25 protein-coding genes and 2 other RNA genes are annotated in these 26,091 nt (G+C 52.5%); 15 read left to right on the top strand and 12 right to left on the bottom strand.

Features of this window, described 5'->3' with window-relative positions:
- Positions 1–121: 121 nt before the first annotated feature.
- Together ffs (ACI5GA_RS05390) and ACI5GA_RS05385 are read left to right on the top strand one after the other, a co-directional pair.
- Positions 122–218: signal recognition particle sRNA small type (gene ffs / locus ACI5GA_RS05390), an RNA gene on the top strand.
- 214 nt (positions 219–432) lie between these two features.
- Positions 433–1,500, top strand: coding sequence for a hypothetical protein (locus ACI5GA_RS05385; protein ID WP_421422083.1), 1,068 nt, complete (start codon positions 433–435; stop codon positions 1,498–1,500).
- Between the two features lie 738 nt (positions 1,501–2,238).
- Here the strand turns inward: ACI5GA_RS05385 and ACI5GA_RS05380 are convergent.
- Entirely contained in the window at positions 2,239–6,183 is a 3,945-nt protein-coding gene (locus ACI5GA_RS05380; protein WP_421422082.1) for an NACHT domain-containing protein, read from the bottom strand.
- Between the two features lie 574 nt (positions 6,184–6,757).
- On the opposite strand from ACI5GA_RS05380, the gene ACI5GA_RS05375 reads away from it, so the two are divergent.
- Positions 6,758–7,156, top strand: a complete 399-nt coding sequence (locus ACI5GA_RS05375) for a hypothetical protein (protein ID WP_421422081.1) — start codon at positions 6,758–6,760, stop codon at positions 7,154–7,156.
- A 198-nt stretch (positions 7,157–7,354) separates the two neighbouring features.
- Here ACI5GA_RS05375 and ACI5GA_RS05370 read toward each other — a convergent pair whose 3' ends face one another.
- The gene (locus tag ACI5GA_RS05370) at positions 7,355–8,053 is read right to left on the bottom strand and encodes a hypothetical protein (protein WP_421422079.1); all 699 of its coding nucleotides are present in this window, start codon (positions 8,051–8,053) and stop codon (positions 7,355–7,357) included.
- A gap of 213 nt (positions 8,054–8,266) precedes the next feature.
- Between ACI5GA_RS05370 and ACI5GA_RS05365 the strand changes: the two genes are divergently transcribed.
- The 3 genes from ACI5GA_RS05365 to ACI5GA_RS05355 all read left to right on the top strand — a co-directional run bounded on the left by ACI5GA_RS05365 (position 8,267) and on the right by ACI5GA_RS05355 (position 9,968).
- On the top strand, positions 8,267–8,596 hold the full coding sequence (locus tag ACI5GA_RS05365; protein WP_421422078.1) for a hypothetical protein: 330 nt from the start codon (positions 8,267–8,269) through the stop codon (positions 8,594–8,596).
- Between the two features lie 796 nt (positions 8,597–9,392).
- Positions 9,393–9,647 carry a hypothetical protein gene (locus ACI5GA_RS05360; RefSeq protein WP_421422076.1) on the top strand — a complete coding sequence of 85 codons (255 nt, stop codon included), beginning with the start codon at positions 9,393–9,395 and terminating at the stop codon, positions 9,645–9,647.
- A 3-nt stretch (positions 9,648–9,650) separates the two neighbouring features.
- Complete coding sequence (locus ACI5GA_RS05355; protein ID WP_421422074.1) at positions 9,651–9,968, top strand: hypothetical protein; 318 nt, start codon at positions 9,651–9,653, stop codon at positions 9,966–9,968.
- A gap of 187 nt (positions 9,969–10,155) precedes the next feature.
- On the opposite strand, the gene ACI5GA_RS05350 is transcribed toward ACI5GA_RS05355, so the two are convergent.
- The 3 genes from ACI5GA_RS05350 to ACI5GA_RS05340 all read right to left on the bottom strand — a co-directional run bounded on the left by ACI5GA_RS05350 (position 10,156) and on the right by ACI5GA_RS05340 (position 11,954).
- Positions 10,156–10,749, bottom strand: coding sequence for a recombinase family protein (locus tag ACI5GA_RS05350; protein WP_421422073.1), 594 nt, complete (start codon positions 10,747–10,749; stop codon positions 10,156–10,158).
- 190 nt (positions 10,750–10,939) lie between these two features.
- Positions 10,940–11,143: a hypothetical protein gene (locus ACI5GA_RS05345; RefSeq protein ID WP_421422072.1), complete on the bottom strand. Its 204-nt coding sequence runs from the start codon at positions 11,141–11,143 to the stop codon at positions 10,940–10,942.
- 577 nt (positions 11,144–11,720) lie between these two features.
- Positions 11,721–11,954: a helix-turn-helix domain-containing protein gene (locus tag ACI5GA_RS05340; RefSeq protein ID WP_421422070.1), complete on the bottom strand. Its 234-nt coding sequence runs from the start codon at positions 11,952–11,954 to the stop codon at positions 11,721–11,723.
- Between the two features lie 175 nt (positions 11,955–12,129).
- On the opposite strand from ACI5GA_RS05340, the gene ACI5GA_RS05335 reads away from it, so the two are divergent.
- From ACI5GA_RS05335 to ACI5GA_RS05320, 4 genes are all read left to right on the top strand, one after another.
- On the top strand, positions 12,130–12,408 hold the full coding sequence (locus tag ACI5GA_RS05335; protein ID WP_421422068.1) for a hypothetical protein: 279 nt from the start codon (positions 12,130–12,132) through the stop codon (positions 12,406–12,408).
- Positions 12,409–12,472: 64 nt separating this feature from the next.
- Entirely contained in the window at positions 12,473–12,994 is a 522-nt protein-coding gene (locus ACI5GA_RS05330; RefSeq protein ID WP_421422067.1) for a hypothetical protein, read from the top strand.
- Positions 12,995–13,047: 53 nt separating this feature from the next.
- Positions 13,048–13,410: a hypothetical protein gene (locus ACI5GA_RS05325; RefSeq protein WP_421422065.1), complete on the top strand. Its 363-nt coding sequence runs from the start codon at positions 13,048–13,050 to the stop codon at positions 13,408–13,410.
- Positions 13,411–13,593: 183 nt separating this feature from the next.
- The gene (locus tag ACI5GA_RS05320) at positions 13,594–13,809 is read left to right on the top strand and encodes a hypothetical protein (RefSeq protein WP_421422063.1); all 216 of its coding nucleotides are present in this window, start codon (positions 13,594–13,596) and stop codon (positions 13,807–13,809) included.
- A gap of 831 nt (positions 13,810–14,640) precedes the next feature.
- Here ACI5GA_RS05320 and ACI5GA_RS05315 read toward each other — a convergent pair.
- The 5 genes from ACI5GA_RS05315 to ACI5GA_RS05295 all read right to left on the bottom strand — a co-directional run bounded on the left by ACI5GA_RS05315 (position 14,641) and on the right by ACI5GA_RS05295 (position 20,101).
- Entirely contained in the window at positions 14,641–15,783 is a 1,143-nt protein-coding gene (locus ACI5GA_RS05315) for a primase-helicase family protein (RefSeq protein ID WP_421422061.1), read from the bottom strand.
- Between the two features lie 259 nt (positions 15,784–16,042).
- On the bottom strand, positions 16,043–16,546 hold the full coding sequence (locus ACI5GA_RS05310; RefSeq protein WP_421422059.1) for a KilA-N domain-containing protein: 504 nt from the start codon (positions 16,544–16,546) through the stop codon (positions 16,043–16,045).
- A 243-nt stretch (positions 16,547–16,789) separates the two neighbouring features.
- Entirely contained in the window at positions 16,790–17,395 is a 606-nt protein-coding gene (locus ACI5GA_RS05305) for a phage antirepressor KilAC domain-containing protein (RefSeq protein ID WP_421422058.1), read from the bottom strand.
- A 196-nt stretch (positions 17,396–17,591) separates the two neighbouring features.
- Positions 17,592–17,933, bottom strand: a complete 342-nt coding sequence (locus ACI5GA_RS05300; RefSeq protein WP_421422056.1) for a hypothetical protein — start codon at positions 17,931–17,933, stop codon at positions 17,592–17,594.
- 842 nt (positions 17,934–18,775) lie between these two features.
- Positions 18,776–20,101, bottom strand: a complete 1,326-nt coding sequence (locus ACI5GA_RS05295; RefSeq protein ID WP_421422054.1) for a site-specific integrase — start codon at positions 20,099–20,101, stop codon at positions 18,776–18,778.
- 127 nt (positions 20,102–20,228) lie between these two features.
- Between ACI5GA_RS05295 and ffs (ACI5GA_RS05290) the strand changes: the two genes are divergently transcribed.
- The 3 genes from ffs (ACI5GA_RS05290) (at position 20,229) to ACI5GA_RS05280 (ending at position 22,886) form a co-directional block, all read left to right on the top strand.
- Positions 20,229–20,321: signal recognition particle sRNA small type (gene ffs, locus ACI5GA_RS05290), an RNA gene on the top strand.
- A gap of 186 nt (positions 20,322–20,507) precedes the next feature.
- Positions 20,508–20,915 (top strand): hypothetical protein, encoded by a 408-nt coding sequence (locus ACI5GA_RS05285; protein ID WP_404630823.1) that lies wholly within the window; start codon positions 20,508–20,510, stop codon positions 20,913–20,915.
- A gap of 6 nt (positions 20,916–20,921) precedes the next feature.
- Positions 20,922–22,886, top strand: coding sequence for a hypothetical protein (locus ACI5GA_RS05280; protein ID WP_421422052.1), 1,965 nt, complete (start codon positions 20,922–20,924; stop codon positions 22,884–22,886).
- 9 nt (positions 22,887–22,895) lie between these two features.
- Here the strand turns inward: ACI5GA_RS05280 and ACI5GA_RS05275 are convergent, their stop codons facing one another.
- Positions 22,896–23,102 carry a hypothetical protein gene (locus tag ACI5GA_RS05275; RefSeq protein WP_404630819.1) on the bottom strand — a complete coding sequence of 69 codons (207 nt, stop codon included), beginning with the start codon at positions 23,100–23,102 and terminating at the stop codon, positions 22,896–22,898.
- A 66-nt stretch (positions 23,103–23,168) separates the two neighbouring features.
- Entirely contained in the window at positions 23,169–24,533 is a 1,365-nt protein-coding gene (locus ACI5GA_RS05270) for a hypothetical protein (RefSeq protein WP_421422050.1), read from the bottom strand.
- Positions 24,534–24,785: 252 nt separating this feature from the next.
- Here ACI5GA_RS05270 and ACI5GA_RS05265 point away from each other — a divergent pair, with 252 nt between their 5' ends.
- Positions 24,786–25,061 carry a metal/formaldehyde-sensitive transcriptional repressor gene (locus ACI5GA_RS05265; RefSeq protein ID WP_421422048.1) on the top strand — a complete coding sequence of 92 codons (276 nt, stop codon included), beginning with the start codon at positions 24,786–24,788 and terminating at the stop codon, positions 25,059–25,061.
- 9 nt (positions 25,062–25,070) lie between these two features.
- Positions 25,071–26,021 carry a CDF family Co(II)/Ni(II) efflux transporter DmeF gene (gene dmeF / locus ACI5GA_RS05260; RefSeq protein WP_404630811.1) on the top strand — a complete coding sequence of 317 codons (951 nt, stop codon included), beginning with the start codon at positions 25,071–25,073 and terminating at the stop codon, positions 26,019–26,021.
- Positions 26,022–26,091 lie beyond the last annotated feature (70 nt).

The raw sequence follows: 26,091 nt of genomic DNA, 5'->3' as shown, positions 1-26,091 counted from the left end.
AACGTTCACTCAAGTGCTTGAGTGAACTCGGATTTTTTATCTGAAACCAGAGGTTGTAACTTCGCGCCAGACCGGTACAATGGCCCCGCTCGCCGACTGGCGAGTGTCGTTATGGTGACCCCATCGGTCCCCCCGCAACGATTACCCGTCAACCTGGTCAGGCCCGGAAGGGAGCAGCCATAGCGGGGACATTGTGTGCCGGGGTGTGGCTGGTGGGGGCACCACCTGTCTTTAAGTCCTTGATTTTACAAGGATTTTTCTGCGAAAAACTCAAGAGTGGAACAGCGTTTAGGTACACCTAAGTGGTGCACTGTACTGGCCATTCTATCTCTCCTGTGATTTCCGTCCAATACCGTCAACCCTGCTCACCTCTCCCGTCCTGACACTCTGCACTACCCTTCAACTTTACTGTGGCGATGAGCTATCATCGGTGTGCAAGAGGTGCGATGCGTCTGGGAAATCGATATTGGGCAGTTGGCTTTCCAAGTGTTCGTCCCGCCCATTGGCCCTGTGCATCGCCGCCGCTCAGGCGACACACGTAGCTTCGACAATTATCAATTACAGCAAGCAAAGGAATGTATGTCGCAGGTATCCATCCCTCACGTTGTGTTTCTGCCACTAGAAAACCAGCCAGCGTATGTGCCCCCGTGGGACCTTGTTGAGGCCCAAAAGCTTCCGCCAGAAATCTACATTGATGATGAGCATCATGGGCAAATTTACTGCCCGGACTGCGGCGTGATGTGCAGTCGGCGTCCTCGTAAAACCCCTAAACGGAAAGATGGCGTTCCTGCGTTTTACTTCCATATGCCAGGATTTGACACGATCGAATGCCCTCACAGGAAGAAGGCTGGGGCGGGAGGCGGGGATGAAGATGGTGGCAAGGAGAAGAGGGCCATCAATCTTGTTACCTTCGCGGGCTGGAAAGACATCTCCGACGATGATGATCAGGATGGTGATGAGGATGATCCGGATCAGAACAAGCGTCAACGTCGGGAGGTTCAGGGCGGCAGATCAGTAGCAGGTCGGGGATTTGAAAATTTCTACGATGCTGATGGTAATTTGCTGAATCCGGGACACTTCCGGACCGTAGGCAGACTCGTCCGTTTGGCTCAGATCAATCTCAACATCGCCATTCAGTTCGAGGGGGAAGAAGCCATTCGGTTGCACGATCTCATAGTCTCTATCGAAAAAGCTCAGCGAGATATCAGCAAGTATCTGGGTAAGAGCTTTCTGTTTTTTGGGCAGCCGACATCGATTGTCAAGGGCAAGTTCGAGCGAGTATTCTTCAACTTCAAGTCGCCACAGCATGAGTTGAGCGGGCACTGTGAGCTAAGCATTTTCGATAATCGTGGCTGGAAAACATCCGATAGAGATCGTTACTACCTTTTCTATGGGAAAGTTGAGGGCGACGAGAATCATTCAATTGTTAGGGTGCTTCAGTCTGGTCAGATAGACCGGGTTCCATCAACCGCTCGACATCTATTCGATAAGCTGCGGTGATGTTTTAATGCTGTGATTTACGTCTAAGCTGCCTCGTGAGGCAGGCTTCGTAAGCGCTAGAGGGCAGGAAGGATAGGGGAAAGCCCCGGTTTGAAACCATCTACATGGCGTCTCCTTCGCAGATCAAGCTGTCTCGGGATCAACGGCGATACACAATTCCCACAAAAGTCATGCTCTGCCAGCATTCAGCTCGTAGCCAAGCGAACAGGTCTCGCCAGCTTATATTGTAGTTGTCCGCCGGGTAGTTGATGTACTCAAAAAGCGTGATAGATCGTCTAAAGGCCGCGTAAATCAGAGCCCTTTCCCAAGGGGGTGAATGGGAAATGTATCAGCAAGGGGGATACCATGAAAAGCCCGCACGTGGAGCTTTGTTCGCCTTATGGTATCAATCACCAACGATACTAATTCAGTTGCCAATAGTGGAAATTTACAACTCGCATGCTCAGATAGCGCTCCGCAGGCGCCTGCAAGTGAGCGAGTGGACGTCCGCCTAGGAGCACATAGCGTTCTAGCAGCATTGTGAGTTGAGTGGATTCCTTATCATTCTGAATGGTCATGAATGATTGTAGTTGTAAATTGATCGGATTTTGAATATTTAATGTGACTGATTCCTCAGCAGAAGAGTATACGTAATGCGTTCAGGAACTTTGATCGGAAGAGCGATGTCGCAAAAACTATACTTTGATGTTTGATTGCTTCCGCCCCTGATTAGGGGCGGAGGTCAAATCTCGATTGTGCCTACTGAAGCAAGCTAGGATCGTTGCTTAAGTGATATTTCTGGTGTTCTTTCAAGAGATACACCAGATTTGCCTTTATGCGGCGGTCAGTGATGTTAGGGGAAATCATTATCTCGTATATGAAACGTTCGGTGGCATTGGTATAGATGTTACGCGATTGGAGTGAGCTTAGTAGTTCGTAAAGCAAATCTACGCCATTTTGTTGGCTAGCGTATAGCTCTGTCATCATTGTCGCCCACCTACTCGCATTCTCCGGCGTGCAGTTTTGATCGCAAATTCCCAAAGTGATATATGCTAGAGCTAACGCCGGTTTCGATTCTGTCGGCACTTTACTTGGAGGGAGAGAGAATTTCAGCTGGCGTCCGACATATGTTAGCTTTGATAGCAATATGATTGCGCTTTCCATTGGTTGAGCAGCTGAAGCCAGCGAGTCAATGTGTTCGATATCAACATCCGGGGCTTCAAATGTATAATTGTCCGGTGATGACGCGAGAAACTCTATGACCGATTTTCCTGCTTCACTGTACCAATAGTGCGGTGGCAAGATGTTTAAAACTCTGATGTCGAACCAGTCCGTTGACGTTGCTTTGCATATGCCTAAGAATTTGTCGTATAGCAAACTAGGGATTTGGTATTCATCATCCTCTTCAAGGCTCGAAACCATTGATATAAGGGCAGCGGAAACGACCTGTGCTGATTGAGGCGTCAAGTCGGAACATGATAGTATTAAGAGTTCGTCTATAACTTCGGGAAGTGTCTCTCTTGGTGAGAACGTTGGGTGGAATGCTAAGCTTGGAAACCCTATTGTGTCAATCTGGTGGTCATAAGGAAGCTTGTTCTTCGGCAGATATGTTAGATCGGCTACAAGAATTTTTGAGTTTTGCCAACGCTCCATCGCACGTTTCCAAGTTTCTTCATCGCCAGCAAAGCCTTCATCTACAAGTTTAGAGTATTCCCGAAAATCTTCGGAGCTGTTTGACATTTTTACAATTGTGCCTAACTGCCAAGGCAGTAACCACAACCAGTTGCCAAGGGGCAGCGAGCCATTGGCGTCATAGATATCTGCAGCTTCTGAAAGAAGTTGCGCAAGCATGGGTCTGCTCGGCGTCTGAGAAAATATAATCGCCTTTAATAACCATCTCCACACTGGTTGCGTACATACAGTCACATCGGGTGGTGCTGGTTCTGTTGGGAAACTTGATCTTAATTGTAAGTGAACTCCATGTTTAACTCCTTCAATGCTTGTTCTAAGAGAGTGTGGGTTTCGTATGCTGCTCACTAGGTATCTCAACCACTGTGGTACGTCTAGACGTTCGTGATAAAGAAATTCTCGCCCTTCGTTAACGCCTGGAATCATATGCAATGCGGTTTCAGAAGGGTTGCTTGAGAGTACGGCATTGAGCCAGCTTTCAATAATCCAGGTGCTTCTGCATGCCCTGATGGGAGAGGTCGTTGCTACTTTTAGTATTTTACGGGGTGACGTTGGCCAATAGTGTTTTGCTAAACCAGACGCCCAGCCTACGTTTCTGTTGATTAGGTTAAGTAGCAAGTGCCAAGCACCGAAATGCTCATCTTCATTGACTCTATTTAATCTTGCTTCAATAGCCTCTACGTATAAGTCTTTAAGCTCTTCTTGATACACGCCTGCTAGTCTCATTTGTTCGTCGCAAGGAGGTAGCTCGACAAGTCGAATAGCAAGTCTTGCAAATATCCGCAATTGGGCTGGTTGATTTGAGATTGCGCCATCATCGATTATATCCAACGCGATTTCGCTACCGGACAATATCAATTTGTTAACATCATACGGAAGGCTTTGGTCCATTCCATCGTTGAGCTGTGAGCAAATCGAAAATATGCTATCACGAAGGTGCTGCCGCTCATGGAAGCATCGACCTGCCGCAAAAAGAAATACGTTTCGCCAGTGAGTGGCGTGGGCAATAGACTTTAGCCGATTGCTTACGTCAATATCATTCCCTGATGAAATATACTGCGCCGCCATGAATTCCTGTAAAGATCGAATTTCAAACCCGATTCTACCTTCCTGTGGTGCGACTAAGAATACAAGCCTAAGCAAGGCAGCTTCTATCACATCATTTTTAAACTTCTCTCCCTTCTCCCCGTCGTGACCTTCGTCCTTCAGTCGATTTATAATGATTTCTGAAAACTCTTGCTCTGATAGAAGAGCTTCTGTTCCACCTTTTTTCTCTGATTTTATCTGAAGGTTTGCCCCTACTTTTTGATGTATGAAATCAATGTCCGCTTGGAAGCTGTTGAGTAGTTTCGCGGCTGGGATGTCTCGTTCTTTTTCGCGGCGGTTAATTACTTGGTAGTATTCATTGAACAGTCGCCACCGTTCCTTTGGAGGCTCACCTAGGCTTTCAACTAATAGCGCCATGATCGTAACTTGCAACGGGCTTTTCATCAGTCGTATGGTTGCTGGTTCATTGCTTGCTCTTTCCATACGACTAGTTAGAGTCTGTATTTTATCGGTGTCATCGCCGCATTTTCGTACTATCAGCCTTTTAGCATAATGCAGTGCTTGATCTGCTGTGAGCTCGCATAGTCGGTAGTGGTTATAGTACATGTCTGAAAAGTCATCATCGTAACCTTGAGGGCGGCTAGTTGCGATTAGTAACAGGTCGGCATTGCAATCGTTTGCATCGATGAGGAAGTCGTGAACGCTATCAAGTACTTGACTTCTATTGGAGGATGCCGGTACTTCGTCAAGTCCGTCTAGGGCTATGATCCACGGATAACTTGATAGCCATTTTCTTAGGTCCTCACTTTTTAGATCGCGTTCGCTCTTTTCTTTTATTCTGTGCAGGATGTAGTTGAATAATGATGAGCATTTTTCGTTGGCTAGAGCGGCCGCAAATTTATTTAGTTCTATGCGAAGTGGGAATCTTGGTAGTTTTGGAGGCGATATTGATTCTTCAGAGCACTGGTCGAAGATTACGTCGCATGCCTCTTTTATCTCACTGGTTATCACCTTTTGCGAATGTTGTATGATAAAAGCTGATCGATGAAGTTGGCAGAAAAACTGGGTGAGAGTACTTTTGCCTTGACCTGGTCCACCAATGAATACAATTTTTCCAGGGGGCTTTGTGGATGCTTTCGGGACTAATACATTATGTCTTCTGCTGGTTGTTTCTGGGTCCAGCTTTTGTCCCGCGATTATACTCAAAGCATGTATTACTCCGATGGTTGCTCTTTCCTCATCGGGATGCTCGACAGGGCCGCTTGAGAAACCGGCCGTGAAAGATGTTTCTGCAATTGGTAAGTCCACAAATACACTTGCTAGCTGGACTCTATCCTTTCCACTGTGTCCTGCTTGACCTAGATTTACATACTGTTCGCCCCTAAGCTCTTTTTGCACAAAGTTGAGCATGACCTCCCGGAAGTCTTGAGTTTTCGGAGCCATGTGCTCAAGTATTTTAGACAGAACGTCCCCTGGCGTAATCCAAGCTCTGTACGCCGTACGCACATCGGTGCAGATGTCAAGAAAAGCGCATAGCTGATCTCTATCCCAAATTCTAAAATCTTTTAATCCCAGTGTTTTTTTATATTTGTTCAAAACTGCTGTTAATTTGTCTTTTCCACCTGTGTTGGCCACTGGTGTGAGTACGACGTTAGTAACGAATATATAATACTCTGGCTTTCGTGCCGTGTTTGTGCTGATTTTATCAAGCTCGTCCTTTAGCTCTTTGACAGCCCAAGAGCTATCCTTTACTCCCGGCTTTTGTCTGAATTTTGCCTGAATGACTCCATAACCAGTCCAAGGGGCTGTCGAATCTGGGAAGGACTTAACATCTTCAAATGTTGCTTCTCTGCCTCCATCGGGACCATCTCCGAAGATGTTTACTCCTCCCCCCATGATCGTCAGTGCTAGCGACTGAACCATTTGTTCGAAGGTGCGTGTTGATAGTCTTGAAAAATCGTAGTCCATAAAGAAATCCCTATCTTTTACAATTGTGTGCTTTGGTTTGCTCAGTAATTAGGTTTTCAGGTCTGCTGAGTGGATGTTGCAGCCTAATCAACGAAAGATTGTGAGATGATATCAATTCGCCACGCTTATGCAAATGGACTCGTCGTGTGCTAACAATTTTATTCACTGGTTTTTGAGGTGGGGTCATTCAGCTTAACGCAATCTGCTGAACCGATGATCATAGCCATACCCTTTGTCCCTCGAACGAATGCACCCGTTTGTGAGTTTCAACCCCCGTGTCTGTTGAGTACCCTGTCGTTTTCGAAGGAGGCAAGCCCGTGGACACATATCACGCGATCATTCTCTGGAACACTCGCTGGACACTGGTAGGCGGCTTTGTCGTCTGTGGGCAATGCTTGCAAGGGCAGAGCTTGTCCGAGAGTGATCAACCGTTCGATCATGAGCCGGGTTGTGAGAATGCACGTGCAGGAGACTTGCCTTGGGTCTTCCTGCACAACATTCAAGATGCTGCGAGAGGGTAAGGTGGCAACACTATCACCGACTGCACGTACATCGTTGCCAGAGGAGAGGGCAAATGAAGTGTCCATCCGATAGAGAAATACTTTCGATTATCTACAAGATGTATTATGAAGAATTTCAGAACTTCTCACATGTAGTTGAGAGTGGGCGTGCCAGCAAAATTTATATTCAGATTAGTTGTCAGGCAGTCGCTGAGCGTTTGAATGTGGATAAGGATATTGTGTTTGGAAGGCTCTACTACCATCTTCAGAAAAAGCACGGCTACACCCAAGATGATGGAAGTAAGGTGCTATTCTTCGGCACCGTAGAGAATGATTTGCACTGTGTTAATTTTCCGTTGCTTGGGTCGGTGCTTGCCGGGCTTCAGGAGGAGGCAAGTAAGTTTCGTCTGGCAACTGGGATATCCTTCCTCGCTATGGCAGTCGCAATTGTTGCGCTATTCTACAAGCCGTAGTCAGTCTATGCGGCGCCATGCGAGCCGCTCACAGTCCGAGTAATGTGGGTCGAACTCAAAGCTGGTTCTCATGCTATCCAGCATCCAGTGACTGCGAAATCAGAATATCACGGGCGTCTCATACCGCCCGTAAAGTGCGGGGTGTGCCGCTGCCTGAGAGCCACTGGCATGACGTATGTATTTAGCAATTGCTCCGGTTCAGTCTTCAACTGCCTGCTCGTGCCCCGGAGTTCCTGTAAGCAGCCATTCAATCTCCGCCAGAACTCCATCTATACGGACTCTCAAGTCCTCCCCTGAAATGGCGAGGTAAGACAAGTCAGGCCTGAATCGCAAGATACGCTTCAAGTCCTGTCGGATCTGCTCGCTGAGCTGCGTAGACGCCCTTGGATTTTCAAATAGCAAGACTCCATCACTGACAAGTAACATAGCGGCTGAAGCTTCGGGGCGCTCTCTGAGCAGGCCTTCTCGTTGTTGTTTATAAACGGTGCACTGCTCAAGATAGCGTAAATCTGTACGCTCAGTTGCTAATGAACACCCTCGGTTCCCGTAAAAGCTGTGCCAGATGCCAAAACTACCGACGTACGTATTTTCCCCCTTGAGAATGCTTGCAAATGGCTTAGTGTCCTGACTTTTTACACCAAAGCCGTGCAAAAGATCCAACCACAGAATATTCTCTCTGCCTGCTTCGAATTGATTCTTGTCGCGTTTCCCACTCACAGCATGATCAATGACCACGTTGGTCGTATACTGTAAAGCAAGCGGGCTTGAGCCGGTAACTCGTGGAGAGCTTTCAGCAATTCGATCTTCGACCTCGCTGCAACCAGCTAAAAGATAGTGACGCCTCACCGTGGGCGGGTCTGCACGAATCGGGATGTCACGAGGGGCTGATGGATTCATATCCCTATCTCTCCGCCACCATTCAGAAATCCACGCAAGTCGTTGATTTTCTTGGCTTTTTTCTTTTTCGGTTATTTATCAATTTGACCACTCACTTTGACCACTCTAAGCCCTGTCAGCCACTTCTCGCGTTGATCAGTGTACTGTTGATTCATCCAGTGCTTGTCGCTACCCTTCGAGGAGAACATTTGTACTCTTGTGGATGACCCGACCATGACTGATGACCTGATCGACTGCACCGGCTTTGAGGATTTGGGCGTTCCCACGCCACTTGAATGCTGGAAACAGCAAGCTCACCTGCTGGCCTGCGAGGTCGGTGACCTCCAGAAAGACCTGTCTTCTGCACGCCGCAACATTCATAAACTTGTTGGGATGCACACGGCGGTCGCGAAGGAGCGCGATGCATTGGCATTGGAGGTTATTGAGCTGAAGTGGCGGGTGAGCGACATGCTCAGGGAGCAGGACATGGCGGCGGCAGCCAAGAACAACCCGTTCGAGAATTGTCATCACCATGGGCCTGACGTGCGAGGTTTAATGGGCTGAAATCTGCCTGCTTCTGCAACATTTCCCTCGACTGAGTGAATCGTTTCGAGCGTTTCAACCTCTCTGTACTAGCGGTACGCTTCAGCTTTCTCAGGGAAGCGACATCATGACCGCGAATCAATCATTGATCCTCTGGAACACACGCTGGTCGCTGGTGGCTGGAATGGTTGTTTGCAGCGGCTGCCAGCGAAAGCAAACTCTTCGGGAGAGCGAGCAGCCCTTCAATCACGGACCTGGCTGCAACAACCTCAAAGATGCTAGGACTTCACCGTGGGCGGATCTACACGACATTCTGGATGTCGCGAGGGGCTGAGAGCACTGTGACGAATCGGCTTCCTACGTCTCCAAGACTGTGTAGATGTACACCATCATAGAAAACAACGCGGTCTAAATACTGAAGCAAAAAACAGTGATCAGCGGCACATCCCAGCAGCTGTGCGGCCTACAAGGATTTTCCCCAATTCCCATACACATTACACACAGACTTATCCACAGGACGCACGTTGCATTTCGTCTCCGAAGCGCATTATCTTGTATCTCGTCGCCTATAGAGACCCTACATGTAGGGTTTTGGTTTGGAGCCTCCCCGAGCGGGGGCGGAAGGAGTCTGCGAGTGATCGTGTCGGTCTGGACAACTGAGATCACGATCACCCGCACCATCTAAAGCCAAACAGTAGCGATTACGTTAGCCCTAGGGGGCAGACATTGAGCCAAACATTGACTAGATCGTCAACGGCTCGCTGCTGGCCGGTAGTCCTAGGTCTGACAAAACCATCCTTCTACATAGGTAATTGTCATGCCCAGTAATTCCAAGCAAACCTCAGCGGACGTTGCCAAGCTGGCTTCTGAAACTCTCCGCGATCCTCACGCTTCGGCGATTGCGAAAAGCTTTGCCGCATCCGCGTTGGCCCAAACTCACACCGGGAAGCAAACAGGTGCTGACATGGAGGCCAAAGCGGGTAGGGCGCTACAAAGCGAGAAGTACAGCGAAGATACGAAGACCCTTGCAGGAACTCTCGTCTCTCAATCCAACAAAGCTCGGGGGAAATGAGCCATGTCTCTGAACGCATCCCTCACAGTTGATCTTGATAACTTCGTCAGCTCTAAGGCTCGCGAGAAATTCTACGAGGAGCTGAAGAAAAAGCAGTTCGTCAGGCGCAAGCTCACAACGCTTTGGACGGTCTCATTCACTCCGACTACATCACGGGCGTGGGTAGAACGCTACGTTCGAGATAGCGTCGAGGCGGCTGCTCTGTCAGCAGGTATTTCGACGTACGAAGCTTTCGTGTCAATCAGCGAGACGCCACCGATCGAGTGGAGGACAGGCACGAACAATACGCTGCTAGCTGGGTTGTTGCGGTTCCAGAACTAAAACCCTTCAGACCCCACCTCGGTGGGGTCTTTTGCGTGTGGCTATATCCGTGGATGGTGTCTGAAGATTTGCTGATCCCCGAATAATGGGGAGCGGTGTTAAATGCCAATTTCGTGCTAGCTTGCCCACCGCAAATAGGATTTCAAAATATCGCAGACATGAAAAAGCCGCCTCAAGGCGGCTGATGTCAAGCCTGGCTGAGAATGAAGGCTTTGCCTTTGTTCCAGTGCCGCTTGACTGTTGCGATACCGATGTTGAGTTCGCTTGCTACCTCTATTTGTGTCATGTCTCGCGCCTTAAGCTTCTGTACTGCATCGGTAGTCGCTTTTGCCTCTGGTCTACCCAGCCTCTTGCCTTCTGCCCTAGCACGCTTCAGGCCGGACTGGGTGCGTTCAATCAGCAGATCCCGTTCAAACTCCGCAACTGCCCCTAGCACCTGCATTGTCATCTTGCCCGCTGCACTGGTCAGGTCAACGCCACCAAGGGCGAGGCAGTGAACGCGTATACCTGTTGCGGCCAGATGCTCAACGGTCTGGCGTACATCCATCGCATTCCGACCAAGTCTGTCTAGTTTGGTAACGATCAGCACATCACTTGATTCCATGCGATCAAGCAGCTTCTGAAAGCCTGGACGTTCCTTTGCAGTGGTGCTGCCAGAGATGGTTTCCTCGATTACCCGGCTGGCCTGAACATCGAAGCCTGCGGCTTTCACTTCTTGAACTTGGTTCTCAGTGAACTGGCCTGAGGTACTGACACGGCAGTACAGGAACGTGCGGGACATGGTAGATGATTCCTTGGTATCACTTAAGGAGGTATCAGTGTACCAGGGTATCATCATGTGTGGAGCCCTATTTTGATGATTCCTTTTCGGGCTGTTTTTCTCGGGCTCATTTAACGGACGATAAATGATCCGCTGAGCCGCGACATCTCGATGGGAGGGGCAAAGCTGATGGGCGGCTCGTTCCATGCAGCTAGAGAACGAATGACAGGCCTACACCTAAGGCGATGCCTGCGGAAGTGAGAATACTTGCGACGAGCACGGCACGATAAATCTCCCGATCTGATACAGGCTTGGTGGATGCGGCGTGCAGCCGCATGGTTTCAGCCCTCAGTCTTTTGATATCAGCATGTATTTGTCGCAGTTCACTCTGTTCAAATCCGGATTGATACGGCATTAGTTCCTCCTGTCCGCTTGCTGGGCTACGCTGAAAACCTCTCGATTCGCCGTAGATGTTAGCTTGTCAGGAGGTGGTAGAGCGATCCTGCGTCCGAGGTCGCTTCACCGCGTTGAAACTACAGCGAGAACTGCCTGGAAGTGTTTCGATTGCCATACTTCTTTCGTATTGCTGAGCGAAGTACAGAGAGTGTCTGCTTGATCCCTCCAGCGGCGATCATGCCCTTAGTAAAGTCATCCATGCCCGAAATGACACACCTGCTGGATCGAAGAACGGGCCTCGGCAGACCTCTCGTCCGAGTGGATGAGGGAGGCGATCCGAGTCGCCCATGTGGGAGGGCGATCGCACGCCAACAACGCCGAAGCAATCTCTGGTGTCAGATCGAAGTGCTTTCCGCACTATTGAGCGGAACGCGGTGAGGGTGTGCTTCGGCTTAACCGCAATGACGGGAATCCCACGGAAACTGGCAGGTACACTGATACACAAGCCATGTAGGAGCCGTGCAAGGGCTATCGTGGAATAGGATGTTGATTAGTTTTTTGACCAGTCGGAACCGCTGTAACGCAATGGACACCTTCTAGTCTGTCGGTTCTACAAGTGCTTCGACTTCAGCGATCAGATCCGAGGATCGACACTTCAGCCCAGCCGCGAGCTTGAAAATGATCGTGATGGTCGGCTGATTGACCCCCCGTTCTATCAGACTGACGTAGTTACGCTGGACATCAGACTCAAGTGCCAGTTGTTCCTGGGTCAGTCCCGCCCGCTTACGCCGCTCTTTCAGAACCTTACCGAATGCTGCCCCAGCGTCCAAACCGAATCCCCTCTATCGAGGACGCACTTTCGGTTTGCCAGCATTGAGAGTCTTCCCAATATACTGTGAATATTCATCCTTTCGTGGCACCATTCTCCGACGTACTGGCATGACGCCAGTGCCAATGGATAACCTGGCCCGTTTGGTGGGCCGACCGGGGAAAGGAGTAGGGCACGTGAAGGCTGGATTTCAGGGCTTGGCAGTAATCGGCTATTTGGCGGTGCTCGCAGGGTGTGCCGCTCAGCCTCAGTACAAGATGATGAAGAGCGGGGTATCGGCTCAGGAGACTGCCCAAGACGAGGCCCAATGCCAGATGCAAGCGGAGTACGTGCAGGCTGCCGACTGGGAATACCGGGGGACGATCATGGAAGGGGTGAACATCAAGCAGAAGCAGCAGAAAACTTACGGCTTGTGCATGAACAGCAAGGGTTACGCAGCTATCAGGGTGCAGTGACGAGGCGCGTCACGACAATCCAAACGCATCAGTAACCACGCCCGATGACCACGGAAGTAACCACATGAAAACCGTTCTTCACGCTGTCGCACTAGCCAGCATTGTCCAAGCGTTGGTGGGATGTACTCAGCAGCGATACGAACCGATAGTGTCAACAGCTGAGGCACCGGCTGAGCAATGGTCATTCAAGCCGGTCGAAACCAAGTACCTGAGCACCCAGTCCTCGGTCTGGAACTTCCAGCACGTTCTTGAGCAGTCCGCTGAACAGTGCGGGCAAGAGGCTGCGATGGGCTACATCCTCTCCAGCCAGCTCCGTGACTACGGTTCGAGTAAGCGGCCAAACGACCGTGCCCAGTCACTAGCGGATTGCCAGCAGTACGCGAACCAGCAAGGCAATGAAGCCATCGCCCGACTCAACTCATCCGTAGTTTCCCCCAAAAGCCTTGAACTCAGTAAGGCGCTGTACTCCCAATGGAAGGTCTACCTGACCGGGATGACGATCTACTCCCCAAAAGACAGGTCGGCTGAAGCTCGTTATCAGACCAGCAGGCAGGCACTACTGGCAGAAGACAAGTTTGCGAAGTAACCATCAGGAACACGAACTGAATCACAAGCCATTGCATACGAGAGGGCACACCAATGATCAGCAACGACGTTTCAAGTTCTAACCCAATCCACGACCAGAATGACGACATCTATCTCCAGCCAATCGTGTACGAAAAGATCGCGGACTTAATCCGCCCCAGCCCGTACGCTGCACAAGTGATGCTGACTCTGATGATGATGATAGACAAAAAGGGCGCCGTGAACACGACGCAAGCGGTGGTGGCTCATCGTTGCAACATCACACTACAGAATGTTGAATGGGCAATTCGCGACCTTACCTCTGCTGAGCTTATCGTTTCTGTTGACGTAAGTTCCGAACCCGGTGGTCCGTTCGCCTGCCTTTTGAACCCTGACCTCGTGCGGGGCGAACTGCCTGTCGAGCAGGTGCAGGGTTAACTCTTGCGTCAGGATTGAGAGCTATCAGATGGTTGATCGAAATCTGGCTGGTGATCAGGTGGTGCATGCCCCTGATATGCCTTCGAAGTTATGGCTGCTATGACGGCGCTTGGCGAAGATGACGTGGCAGTAATGCTGCTCCTCTTAGCTCGAATGGACAGCAGGGGCGTAGTGGAACTCGACATGGACGTGTTACCAGACTTCCTTACCGTCAGGCGGGAGAGGGTGGAGCGGGCTGTGTCGGGCATCATCAAACGCGGCTGGATCAGCTCGGTGGACGAGGCAGCTATGCAATCTCGCTTTCTTGCCTGCACCGTACATCCGGCGTTCTTGCATTCGAACTTCCACACTCTGATGAAGGTGGTGACCGTTCGCATGTTCAAGTCTGAGGTGCACTAGGGTGGGGCAGGGCCAGCTACGCTCTTTTGCTGGCCGTGATCGCACCATGGGGCAGCTATGATTGGTGACGGTTTCGTCACAGCGGATTAACTTCCAAAGTATATAGCCTGTGCTTTTGAGCACGGATGATTCCTGTACATGTTCAGAGGAGGGTGGGGTGGTATACCCCCCTCCCTGTAGCTGGTAAGACTTACATTATGTTCTGGTGCCCATAAGGCACGGGTGAGTATGGTCAAAGCTTTCTCCTAGTCATAATCTAACTGTGGCTGAGGCCACAAGGTAATTCTGCAAAGGTAGATCAAAGCATGGAGGAGCCTGGTTGCTCCTCATCCTCTGTACTTACAAAGTGTAACCTGTGTCATGAGACACGTTATTGGAGGTGGGGCAGAGGGCAGAAAGCCCCACATACTTTTAATTTCGGCTTCACAAGCTATCCGTGACGTGCCGTCACCACATGCAATGTGAGGAATATCTCTACAGTTAAGATCAAGAGCGAGGAGGGCTGTACTGCCCTCTGCTCCTCTCTTCTTGTTGGTTGTAATCGTGCCCAGCGGCACGGCGTGTGACTCCGTGGCGTAAACGCCACAAATAGCCAAGTAGAGTTATTGATGTTGATGTTGATGTTAATTCAGAGCGCATGTGATGCAGGCCATTATTTAGGGTATACCTCTAGTCTGCTTCATTTATTTTCGCGTCACTTAGTTATAAAGAAGGTGAATCAACCCGTCATACCCGTCATGACTTCGCTGAAGCCCTTGTTGCATGGGGCTTGTGGCTATGACGGGTGATTCTGCAACTTGTCATCGTCCCGTCACACCCGTCATCCTTCGATCATGCAGCGTAAGCCTGCTGCAACTCGGTGGGTGTCGAACTGTCAGAAAGGCCGCTTGCCCGCCCGAGTGGGGTGATCCATGCACGGAAAGTGCTGGTTCTCTTCTGTATACACCCTAACTTTGAGAGTTCTGAAGGTACGGTGCGGTTTCCCAGAGGTCGTCCAGTCTGCTTGCGGTATGCGTCTTCGATATCTAGAGCTCTCACGATTTGCAGGTCGGTAATGTAGTCTGCTACGAATTGTCCAGGTCCGTCGCTGATACCGATCATATCTTTCTTGCTGTCCGTCATTGGAGGGTCGCCCCATGGTTGGAATCCCGACAAGTCAATCGTCTCTAGTAAGTCGCGGACTGTCTGCATCCCGCCATCATTCATGAGCCATGGTTTTAATTTTGTATTGATGAACAACATTGTTTCGTTCTTCGACACTCGATGCTTGATGAACTCCGGAATCCAGAAACGACGGTCTTCTGGCTCAATCGGCAGTGGCATGCGGTCATTGCTAGTCATGATAAAATTCAGATAGTTATCTACAGTAGTGTCAGGGGTGTGCTTCCGTCGTAGAGTGATCGTCTGGTTGCCTTGGATGGCTTTCAATGCGTTGACGGTGGACTCTGGGTTTTTGTAAACCTCGTCGATCATGACCAGTGTCTTGCCTACCAAGGCATCGTTGAAGGTGCCTACCACGTCGCCAAGAGCGACCGTGCCCACGCTGGCTTTCCCCAAGAGCCCAGGCAGCAAGGTTTCCGCCATAAAGCCCTTTCCCACACCTTGCTCAGATCGAAGCAGTACCGTCGCGTTGATCCGGTGCTCGGGGTAGCGAACGGCGTGAGCTAGCCAGTCCCTAAAGTACAGCCTCTCTTTCTCTACCGGAAACAGACGTTGCAGGAACTCGATGAAGAGCGGTGCATCTTTTGGGGACTTTGAGGCTCCACTAGGGCGAATCGTAGGGCCTGTCCACAGATTCAGTAGTCTGTTGCCGCCTTCAGCGATGATCCGTTGGTGGTTGCCCGGTCGAAAGGTTTCGGAGTACACGACCGGAAGGGCGTTCATGAGTTGATCGCTCGAAATTTCACCAGTCCCGCCAGCGTCTCGATATGCCTGGCGCAGTATCATCGGATTGCCTTGAGGAGCTACTTGCATGTTGTGAGTGTCCCTGAACTTTGGACGAGTGTCAGTGGTAGGCACGATCACGAATCTTTTTTGTACTGATCGGATGGCTGCTGCGTTTTGATCTGTTGTTTTGTTGTATGACATTTGATGGTGTTGAAGTGAGAGCGGCTTTTGTTTTAGGGGAGAGAATCTGAAAGATAACTAGGGGTGGGACGATCTTGCACTGGTTTTGAGAATGCGTCCGATAGGTTAGTGGTTTTGATGATGTCGCCTGTGAATTTTTTATTAGTTAAGCTGCTGTGGGGTCTCTGTCATCCATGTGTTGGTCAAGCTCCTGCCTTGTCTTCTGTTTCAACAGCTTCTGGGCTTGCTCGATCAGTGCTTGGATGTACTTCAGCGGATTGTTCAGCAGATCCTGTGCGGCATTCTCGTGGACGGCAACACCCTCTGTAGCCAGGCGGTTGTACGCACGAATGACCTTGAGGTGGTACTCAGCACTGATCCACATCGCATAGGCATAGACCAGCTCTTTCACGGCGTACGTGCCGGTGACGCCGTAGCCCTTCCGCACATAAAGGACTTTAGGAACCGAATTTTCGGTTTCTAGTTTTTCTAGTAATTCCTGTGTACTGGCGTTGTCTTTCCAGCGTACAGGTGTGTGCCGGGGATGGCCGCCGCTGGCCTTGTGGACATCGTTTAGACAGAACAGGCCATCTTTGTCCTGCTTGATTGTGATGCCGTCGATTACAACTTCTTTTGTCTGGTAATCAGAAAAATTTACTACGTTTGACAATTACTAGTGCGCTCCTTGGGCGTTGTTAGAGACGTCTGTTTGTCGGCAGACGTCAGTTGAATGCAGCTTTTTGCTGTTCACTAAGTTAAGGTTCTGTTGTCTCATTGGTGATTGCCAGTCTTCACTTGAGTTAGTTAGGCTTGGGGCGGTGCAGGTTTTTTGTGGAACCCACACCTTCCCGACTAGACCTTGATCACTGTTCTGCTTGTGGCTAGTTGAGCAATACTGGTGAGCATGAAAGGGTTACGCGGCCAACCGTGCGTTCTTCTCAATCAGTTTCTTAATCCAGATAATGCCCTTTCCGGTGAAGAGGGGGACAGGCGTCGGCTTCCACTCACCGGTTTGGCGGTTCACGACCTCAACCCATCTCACATCCAGATGACCAGCATTGATATATTTCTGAAGTGGCAGGTTTTTGCTGTTTCCGCTTGGCATCAAGATTTTCAGTTCGCGGAGGAGGCGCATAAAGCTGTATTTGCCCATCCCTACTGTTTTGGCAACCACACCGGCATTATACAGCTCGGTAGTGTTGGTCACGTCCTCGTAGAATTTAACCTTTTCGGCGTCATTCTTCACTTTCTCTCGGAGCAGAGCTAATTCGTAAGCTAGCGATGCACGCTCTGCCTCCAAGTTTGATGCGGCAAGCGTTAATGCTCCGTAGTGTGAAAGATTCTGTGCGGTGACGGCGAGTGTATGGTCCTTCTGTTGATACCCTTTCTCGCTTGTGCTTTCCAATGGCGACGGATCGTCGGTTTCGTCGCTGGGTGAAGAGCCGTCATTCGTCGCGAACATCACGCGGGTGGAGAACTTTGCATTTGTGAGTGTTTTGAAGCTTTGTTGCTTGGTCATTCCGTGATTCTCTTTTTTTAGTAAAGTGTGCCCGCACTGCTTATGTGGTTTTGAGTCGGGCAGAGGGGGTGTTGCATGAGTTTTGCTCTAAGTTCGATTCTTGCGTGGTTGTCATCTTAAATCATGAATCCGTACTCCTGTTAAGTCGGTTGTGCGTTACAGTAGCGCTTCCAGGCTTGGCTGCGGCGTTCTGGTATTAGGTGTGTGCTCCATTCAGTTGTGGATTGAGGTTGTCGAAGTTCAGCAGCAGGCCACGAAGAGTTGCTGCATCAGTCAGGTCGTAGGACTCTTCGGCGTTAGTGATGTCATCATAGAGTTCCGGCTTTTCCGCGTTGTATTGGGCCATCTCCTCTAGCTGCTTCACTAATAAAGTCAGGGCTACCCGTTTCGCTTCCAGCTTTGCGGCAAGCTTTAGAGCAGAGCAAAGAGTTAGAGGTTGTTCGGTATTTGTTGTGGTTATCTCGTTTTTCTCGTTGTGCAGGAAAGGACTAGCGGTGTTGATGTGTGTTGCGATCTGATGAATCTTTTTTACTTTCATAATGTTCGTATCTCAAATTTGAAGCAAAGTTTGCCCGCACCAGTTATCAGGTGTAAGTCGGGCGGCAAGGGAGTGCTGCGTTTGGAGCGGTTGTAGCGTGGAGGTCTAGCCCATTGTTTTGGTTCCTATCTGTCATGTGAGGAGCGCGCCAGCAGTTACTGGTATTTGCGTGAGGTTGTTATCTGACTACTGCATCGTTCTGTGTCCTTTGTGTGCAAGTGTTGAACGCTTGCTTCCGTGCTTGGCGTCTTTATGTAAAACAACTCCGTCCGAACGTCATTTTTTTGGGGCGTAGTTGTGCCTTGTTCTAACTTTTGATTTAAGAAATGTATACTTTAATTCTGAATTGCAGGCGTGGTTGTGACGTTGTGCTGAACTCTTAGCATTGTATTGTTATAACCTTAAAGGGTGAGATTGCGGTATTGCAGCGGCTTAGGGCTTGGAGACTTTCAATGTTGTTATAGTTGTAATTTAAATTGCTTCTGAACTTGGACGAACTAGGGCTAGGCTACCTTTTTGAAGGGCGTGTGTAGAACTGGTTCGGGTGGGTGGAGCTGATGTTGCTTCGTACTTGGCGTCGCTGCCGCAGAGTTCGCCTCGGTCGTCGATATCACGAGGTCAAACGAGTGGCGTACGAACGATAAGACTTAAATTGATTTTGTGACGCGATTTGTTACTGAGGTGGCCTGTTGGCCGTTTGGATCACCTGACACGCTGGTGATGGCTCGCATTCTAGACCATTTGTCTGAAAAAGCAATCCTTCGTTCGAAAAAATTGTGACCGCAGCTGGGGTACAGGCGCGGAGCACCCATACACCCGTCTTCGGGCTTCCTTATTAGCAGTCAGATTTCTGTGGTGCTACCAGCTTTCGGCACCACCTGAACATGGCCCAACGCCTCTGCCATCGCCTTTAGTGGGCTGCGACTGCCATAAACGCTGAACGTGACCGCCCCGTCTTCGTGCCCGACGATGCGTTTGATCAGTGAGTCCTGCACTCCGGCATCCCGCAGATCGTCAATGAGCGTGTGACGGAAGCTGTGGAACGTTTTCCTCGGGTCGGTTATGCCTCGTTTCGTCTTGTACCGCCCGAACCATTTGGATGGAGCGTGGCCCAGCTTCCCTCGCACCGGCTCAAGGTCAGGGAAAAGACGATCTGCTCCGGTTATGCGAACAGATTCCACATGGGCCAACAAGCCCATGTCGATCAGAGCAGGATGTAACGGAAGGATGCGGCGGCTGCTTGAATTCTTCAGGTTCTGGCCTTCGCGAGTGTCATCAATGCGGATGCACGGGATGCCATGTTGTTCAATGAAGTCGTCCAGTCGCAACTGGCAAAGTTCTTCCAAGCGAGCGCCGGTAGCCCGTCCGAGAAATGGCAGCCAGTACCGCCAAGGATATTTACGTGCTTCCTGCCGCAGGGGTTCTGCGTTCAGCAGTACGATCAGATCCTTTTGTTCGAATGACAACCGTGCCTCTTTGGCAGACCCCGTCATCACTTTCATTCCTGCGAGCGGGTTATCAGAGATGTATCCATTCGCTTTGCACCAGCTCATGAAGGCAGTGATCTTGCGTAGTCGGTTGTTCACCGTGACAGCGGTAATCGTCTTATAAGCGCTGCCGGAGGCGATCACCTCCTTCAGTGACTTGCCTTTGAATTCAGGCCGTAAGCCAAAATACTGCGGACAGCGGCTCAGCCGTTCTTTCAATGTGCGAGCCTGTTGCAGATCGAATGCATCGGCAGCCATGTCGCCCATCAGCTCGAAGAAGTCAGACAAAGCGCGTTCGACGTCTGCTGTACTAACCTCACGCCATGTGCCGCCACGCTTCCCTTCTTCTATGTAGAGCTTGGCGAGGTAAGACAATGTGGGACCGTTGTTCGTCTGCACCCTAGGGGCGCTTGGAGCCGTTTTAGGGGTTAGCCGAATCATCGGAGCAGGGGCGGCGTCCCTCCACTGTGAGCAAAGCCCACGAAGCGTTTGGAGCGATGTGAGAGGGTGCTCGCCCAAGTGCCGCTGTACTTGCTCGGCGAGCGAAACTGCCAGAAATAACGCCGCTTGGCGCTCTCTGGCGTTGAGGCATAAACGAAGAGTGGACCGATTGGGAAACAGGTGCTTGGGTAGCCGCAAGTTCAGGTAATAGACGGCTTGGCGACGGACGATGTAGGCCATGAGTGGAACACCAGAGTGGAACAACCGAGTGGAACAATTCTGGTCACACCCCAGTGCATTTCGCGTTCCTGCGGCACATCCGCACGGTAGGTATCTTTCACCCTCATCAGCCTGAAACCCTTGACCCATATGGCCCGCAACGATTACCCGTCAACCTGGTCAGGCCCGGAAGGGAGCAGCCATAGCGGGGACATTGTGTGCCGGGGTGTGGCTGGTGGGGGCACCACCTGTCTTTAAGTCTTGGGTCTCAAGGCTTCTTTCGCAAAACATCCATCAGTACCGCAATTCTCGTCTCTGCTGTGCGACCTTGTGTCTCTGTGTATTGTCCCTCTCCCTCTGTACGCCCTCTCAGCCCTGGTACAGAACAATGTCATACTTCACCCCCTGACAACCTGAGGCCGTACTTGTGGAAAAAATCGACGACCTGACCCGAGCCAAACTGCGTGAATGGCAGATGCGTCGTCTGGAGATCAAAGACCAGATGCAGTCGCAGCCTGAGCGGACGCTGGAGCTGTCGCGGTTGCTGGATCTGATGGACGAGGAACACGCTGCGATTCTGGCGGCCTCTTCACGCCAGGAAATCCCCGACGCTGCTGCGCCTTCGGTCGCTCCTGAGGCCGATGGCTTCGCGCTGCAATTGAGCATTTCGGCGACCAGCCTCGACGACCTGCACAGGCTGCTCGACATGGCCGTCCATGAGTTAAAGCGTGAGATGGGGGCGGGCGATCAGCGACGTTCGGCGGGCGGGATGTCAGGTTCGATGGGCGACTACCGTTTCGAACTGAGCGCGCCATCCGTTTCTCCGGAGCCCTGAGGCTGTATGCAACCTGAACATCAGAATCTCGACAGCCCCGTTTTTCTCCCCGTCACCGCCGAGACCTGTGAGCGTTTGAAAGCCGAAGGCGCTGCTGCCCTTGACACCCTGACCGATCCTGAACTGGCCGCTGTGCTGGTCATCCAGAATCTGGCTCAGGCGGCGGAAAAAGACCTGACGTGCGATGCGGCAGAGAAGGTGCTGGCGCGGTTGCTTGCGTGGTCGGTCTCGGCGCGGCGATCTACCGAAGCGGCTTTGCTGCCTGAGGCGCGGCGATTGTTCGATCCGCGCCAACTGTATTTCGGTCTCAACGCGATCAAGGGGTTGAATCTGCGTTTGTTGCTGGATGAGGAGGTGGCGGCGCGCAATTACTTGCTACCTGACGGTCAGTGGGACCTTGAATACAAGGTTCGCCATCATCGCCAGAACGATCCGTTCAGTGAACAGGTGATCACGCCGCGTTATCGCGAGCGGTGGTTGAGCGCGGCGCAGGACAAGCTGGTCAGGACGTTTCGAGCCAATCTGGATGAGGACCTGCATGTTCAGGGTTATGCGGGAATCGGCAAGAGCCATCTGCTTGGCGTGTTGATGGAGTGCCTGCCACCGGCCAAGACACTGTTGTTGGCGCGCACGCCGGGCAAGCTCAGTGCGCTGCGTGAACGATTGAAGGGCACGCAAGACAAGGGCAAGGGGCCGGGGTCGACCTTCAAGGCGTTCGCTCAAGCATTGTTGCGAGGACCACGTTTTCAGCCTGAGCATGAGGCATTCAAGGGGCCGGGCAAGCTGGGGTTGGCGCAGGAGTTGAACATTCTCGGCTTTCGCGATCACGGAGCGCAGGCGACGCTGGATCTGTGCCTCAAAACCCTGGAGAGCTACTGCCAGTCGTGGGATCACAGCCTGTCGAGCAAGCACCTTCCGCATTTCAATCTGGCTATGAGCAGCCTGGAAAATCAGGTGTTGCTGGAATACGCCAGTCGGCTCTGGGTGTACCTGGAACGGCATCCCGAGTGGGCGGGTCAGACCGGTTTCGAGGCGTTATGGCTGCTCAAGCGCGCGAATCTGGAAGGCTGCGTGATGCCGGATCGCTACACCCATGTGCTGATCGACGAGAGTCAGGACATCCCGCCCTCCCTGTTGAAGATCATCGAGCGTGGCAAGCAGGTACTGATCACCTTGGGCGACGAATACCAGCACCCCGGGCGGGCGATGGTGAAACGCGGTCAGCGGGTGCGCCAGACCGACATCAGTTACTCGGTGCGTTCGGGGCGCAATGTGGAGCGACTGGTCAATCCGTTGATCCACCAGCATTCGGAGAAGGGCAAATTGCCGTTCGAAGGGGCACGGGATGCGGACGTCAGTATTGAGGAATACCCGCAAGGCTTCGTGCCGCCCGAGGGCTGTGTGATCCTCACCGCTTCGCCGTGGGACACGATGAAATGGGCTATTGAGTTGCACGCCGCCCGCTGTGCGTTTGGGTATCCGGATGCGGCGACGCAGCGGGATGTCGAGCATTTCATGAACACCGCAGTCGGCCTGTTCAAACCGGATTTCTACGCCCCCGAACGCAGCGCTCTGGGGTTGCATCCTTATTTCAGTGACATGGCCGACTGGCAACGTGTGCGTGACGCCAACCGTTACGATGAAGCGTTCTTGTGGGTGGAGCATCAACTGGATCAGGGCTTCAACATCGCCGATGTCACGCGGCTGAGCCGCATGTCCGGCGACCCTGCCAAGCGGTGCGTGTTGATGCGGGCAGAAGAGGCAGGGGGCATGGAATTCGAGCAGGTGCTGCTCACCCCCGAGTTGCTGACCAACGTGAAGTTCAAGGATGCCTACGACTTCGACCAGCGCATTTGCGCGGTGTACATCGCCATTTCACGGGCGACCCGGCAGTTGTTCGTGCCGTACGACGTGGTGGCGTGGATCGAGTACCACAATTTCCAGAAATTCCGAGAATCCCACGGCTACTGACGCTCCTGGCTACGCGCGACGCCCCGTCCGTTCACTGGCGAACTGCTTGCCAGCGGCCGTGCGCTCGGCCACCACGCAACCCTCCTTGACCGACACCTCGACGTATCCCTGATCTCGCAGATACAGCAGGGCAGTGAAATCCAGCGGGCAGATTTTCGAGGCAGCGCCGTCGGTCAGGGTGGCAAGCAGACTCAGTGCAAGGGATTCAAGCCGCATTAAGGAGCGCCTCTGGTTTGAGTAGTGGCTATTCGTCACCAGAGGAGAGTCGGGAGTTCAATCTATTTACAGTGCCGCCGACGAGGTTGGCGTGGGCGCGAGCAGGGCGTGAACCGCTCCGTCAACGTCGTAGCCGTCCCGAATCAACCCCGCAAACCGCTCAAGCATCTGCGGGCCGGTGTCGTTGGCCAGCGCTTCGCACAGCCATCGCCTGACCGCTTCAGGCGGCAGCATCGCGTTTTGCGGTTCGCAATGTTCAGCGCGCGACGCATTAAGCAGTGCGAGCACGTCAGCGCCCGGCGTGTCTTCATCGATGCCGAACAGCTCGGTGAAGAGCATGCCCAGCGCGCCTGAGGGTTGGTGATCGGGACGGTCCCATTTGCGAATGACGGTTCCTTCCTTTTCAGCTTTTTCCAGCGTGCGGCGGACTTTTCCGGGGAGGGTGGCGGTGGCCCGTTCTTCGGTGTAGTACACCAGTCTGGCCAGGCTCGCGGCATCTTTCACACATTTCCAGGCCACGAACCACACTTGCGACACGCTCAAGGTTTTCAGCGCTTCGCGCAGTGTACTGCGCACTTCGCTGTACTGCTTGGCGTCCAGGTCGTGGTTGAACGCCGTGCATTTGTCGAAGAAATAGCGCATGGCATCGGCGGTGGCGAAATCCAGCCAGAGGTTGAACAGGGCAGAGGCGTCTGCATACTCCCGTTCGATCAGCAGAGATAGGGCTTCGTCGTTTGCGCCAAGATGGATGTCGGGTGTCAGGCGGTAGGAAAGGGCTCGGGTGTGGAACATCAATTCGCCGTCGCGCAGGAAGTACGTACCAGGCATCGCATCCAGCGGGGCTTCGCGAATCGCGTGAGCCATTTCCAGTTTGTCGATGAACGCACCCACGTCCAGTGGGGCCAGGGCCGTGCAATCGTTGACGCTGAAGGCGGCAGAACCCAGGCGCGGCGAAAGTGCGACGTTGAGCGCCAGTAACAACAGGGCGTGGTCATCGCTCAACTGCGTGTAATCGATAGGGCCTGAGGGCAGCTGCGCCCGGTAGGCGCTCAGTTCCCTTTCCAGCGCTTCGGCTTCAGCGGCGCGTGCCTCACGTTCCTGGCGTTCGCGCGTTTTTTTGCATTCCGGGCACGGCCACGGAGATTGTTGAGGGAATTTCTTGACCGCCGAACGGCTGGTCACTTCCAGATAAGTGCCGCAATCGCGGCAGGTCAGGTTCTCGTCGTAGGCGCGACACCATGTGCGTACATGGGCGGCCAGGGTGCCGCTGTGGGTGATGTCACGAAAGGGCACCAGGTCCATGACTTTTTCCACGAACTCGCCAGTTTCACTCATCGCCCAGTAGCGGACGGCAAGTTTCATTTCTTCCGGGTCGGTGGTCTTCATTTCCAGCGTGATCGGCATGTTCAGGGCAATCCATTGTTTATTCATCGATAAGGGCAGGGCCGTCGGCGTTATGCAGCAGCGGTACCTGCCCAAAGTAGAAACAACCTGTAACTACTGACGTCATGATCGTGGGTGAGTGGATGTCGGGATGTAGGGCGGGCCTCATCCGGTGTGTAGGCAGAGTCTGGAAACTGTCCTGTCCGATGGGGTGAATCTGTGGGCGGGTGATGCTGGGCGCTTGTTTCTACCGGGGCGACGCTGCAAAATGCCGCTCATTATAGGTAGGGGGGGTATGGTATGGCGCATCTTCAGGCCGAGAAAGACGACTTGCTCAAGCGCGTACGGCGTATTGCCGGGCAGGTTCAGGCCATCGAGCGGGGGCTGGAGTCGGAAGTGGACTGCGCCAAGACCCTGCATCTGGTGGCCGCCACGCGAGGGGCCATCAACGGTTTGATGGACGAAATCATCGAAGCTCATGCCCGCGAGCATGTGGCCCATCCCGGCTTGAGTGACGAAGAGCGGGCCGAGGGCCTTGAAGAACTGCTCGAAGCCATCCGCCGTTATTCGAAATAAGGAGGCCGTATGGTCATTGCACGGAAACACGCCCATGAGCATGTTTTCCTCAGCCAGTCTCACGATGAGAACGCCCGCCGCACGCTGTGGGTGGTGGCGCTGACGTTCGTCATGATGGTCGGTGAAATCGCGGCCGGTTACATGACCGGTTCCATGGCGTTATTGGCCGATGGTTTTCACATGGCGACCCACGCAGGGGCGCTGGGCATTGCGGCGGCGGCCTATTCGTTTGCCCGGCGTAACGCCAATAATGGCCGCTTCAGTTTTGGTACGGGCAAGGTGGGCGACCTGGCGGGCTTCGCTTCGGCATTGATTCTGATGTTGGTGGCGCTGGGCATTGGTGCCGAGTCTCTCCTACGCCTGTTCCAGCCAACGCAGGTGGCCTTTGGCGAGGCGACGCTGATTGCGGTGGCGGGGCTGTTGGTCAACATCGTCAGCGCATTCATGCTGTCGGGCAGTCATGGGCATCACCATGGGCACGATCACGGCCATCATCACGATCATGGGCACCACGACCACGGTCATCACGGCGATTCCCATGGTGGTGACAACAACCTGCGCTCGGCGTACATGCATGTGTTGGCTGACGCACTGACCTCCGTACTGGCCATCGCAGCCTTGCTGGCGGGGCGCTATCTGGGCTGGGTCTGGCTTGATCCGATCATGGGCGTGGTGGGCGCAGCGGTGATCGCCAAGTGGTCCCTCGGTCTGATCCGGCAAAGCGCCAACGTGCTGCTGGACGTGACCGACGAGCAGGTTGCAGACGAAATTCGTGCGGTGGTCGAAGCGCAGGGCGATGTGCAGATCACTGATCTGCATGTGTGGAAAGTCGGCCCTGAGGCGAGGGCAGCGATTGTCAGTGTGCTGGCAAGTGGTCAGGTGGCGGCTGAAACGATTCGCGAGCGGCTGGGTGTGGTGCATGAGGTGTCGCACCTGACCATCGAATACCGCACGGCGTAGGTTGCGTCACCGCGCATGACGTTGATCTGGCGCAATCGCAGCCGCCGGATCAACGCCGATCCCGCCAATA

It is taken from the genome of Pseudomonas sp. Pseu.R1 (assembly GCF_045764065.1).
Lineage (GTDB): Bacteria > Pseudomonadota > Gammaproteobacteria > Pseudomonadales > Pseudomonadaceae > Aquipseudomonas.
Note: the sequence above shows the minus strand (reverse complement) of the source record. Positions and strands in the feature narration are given on the sequence as shown.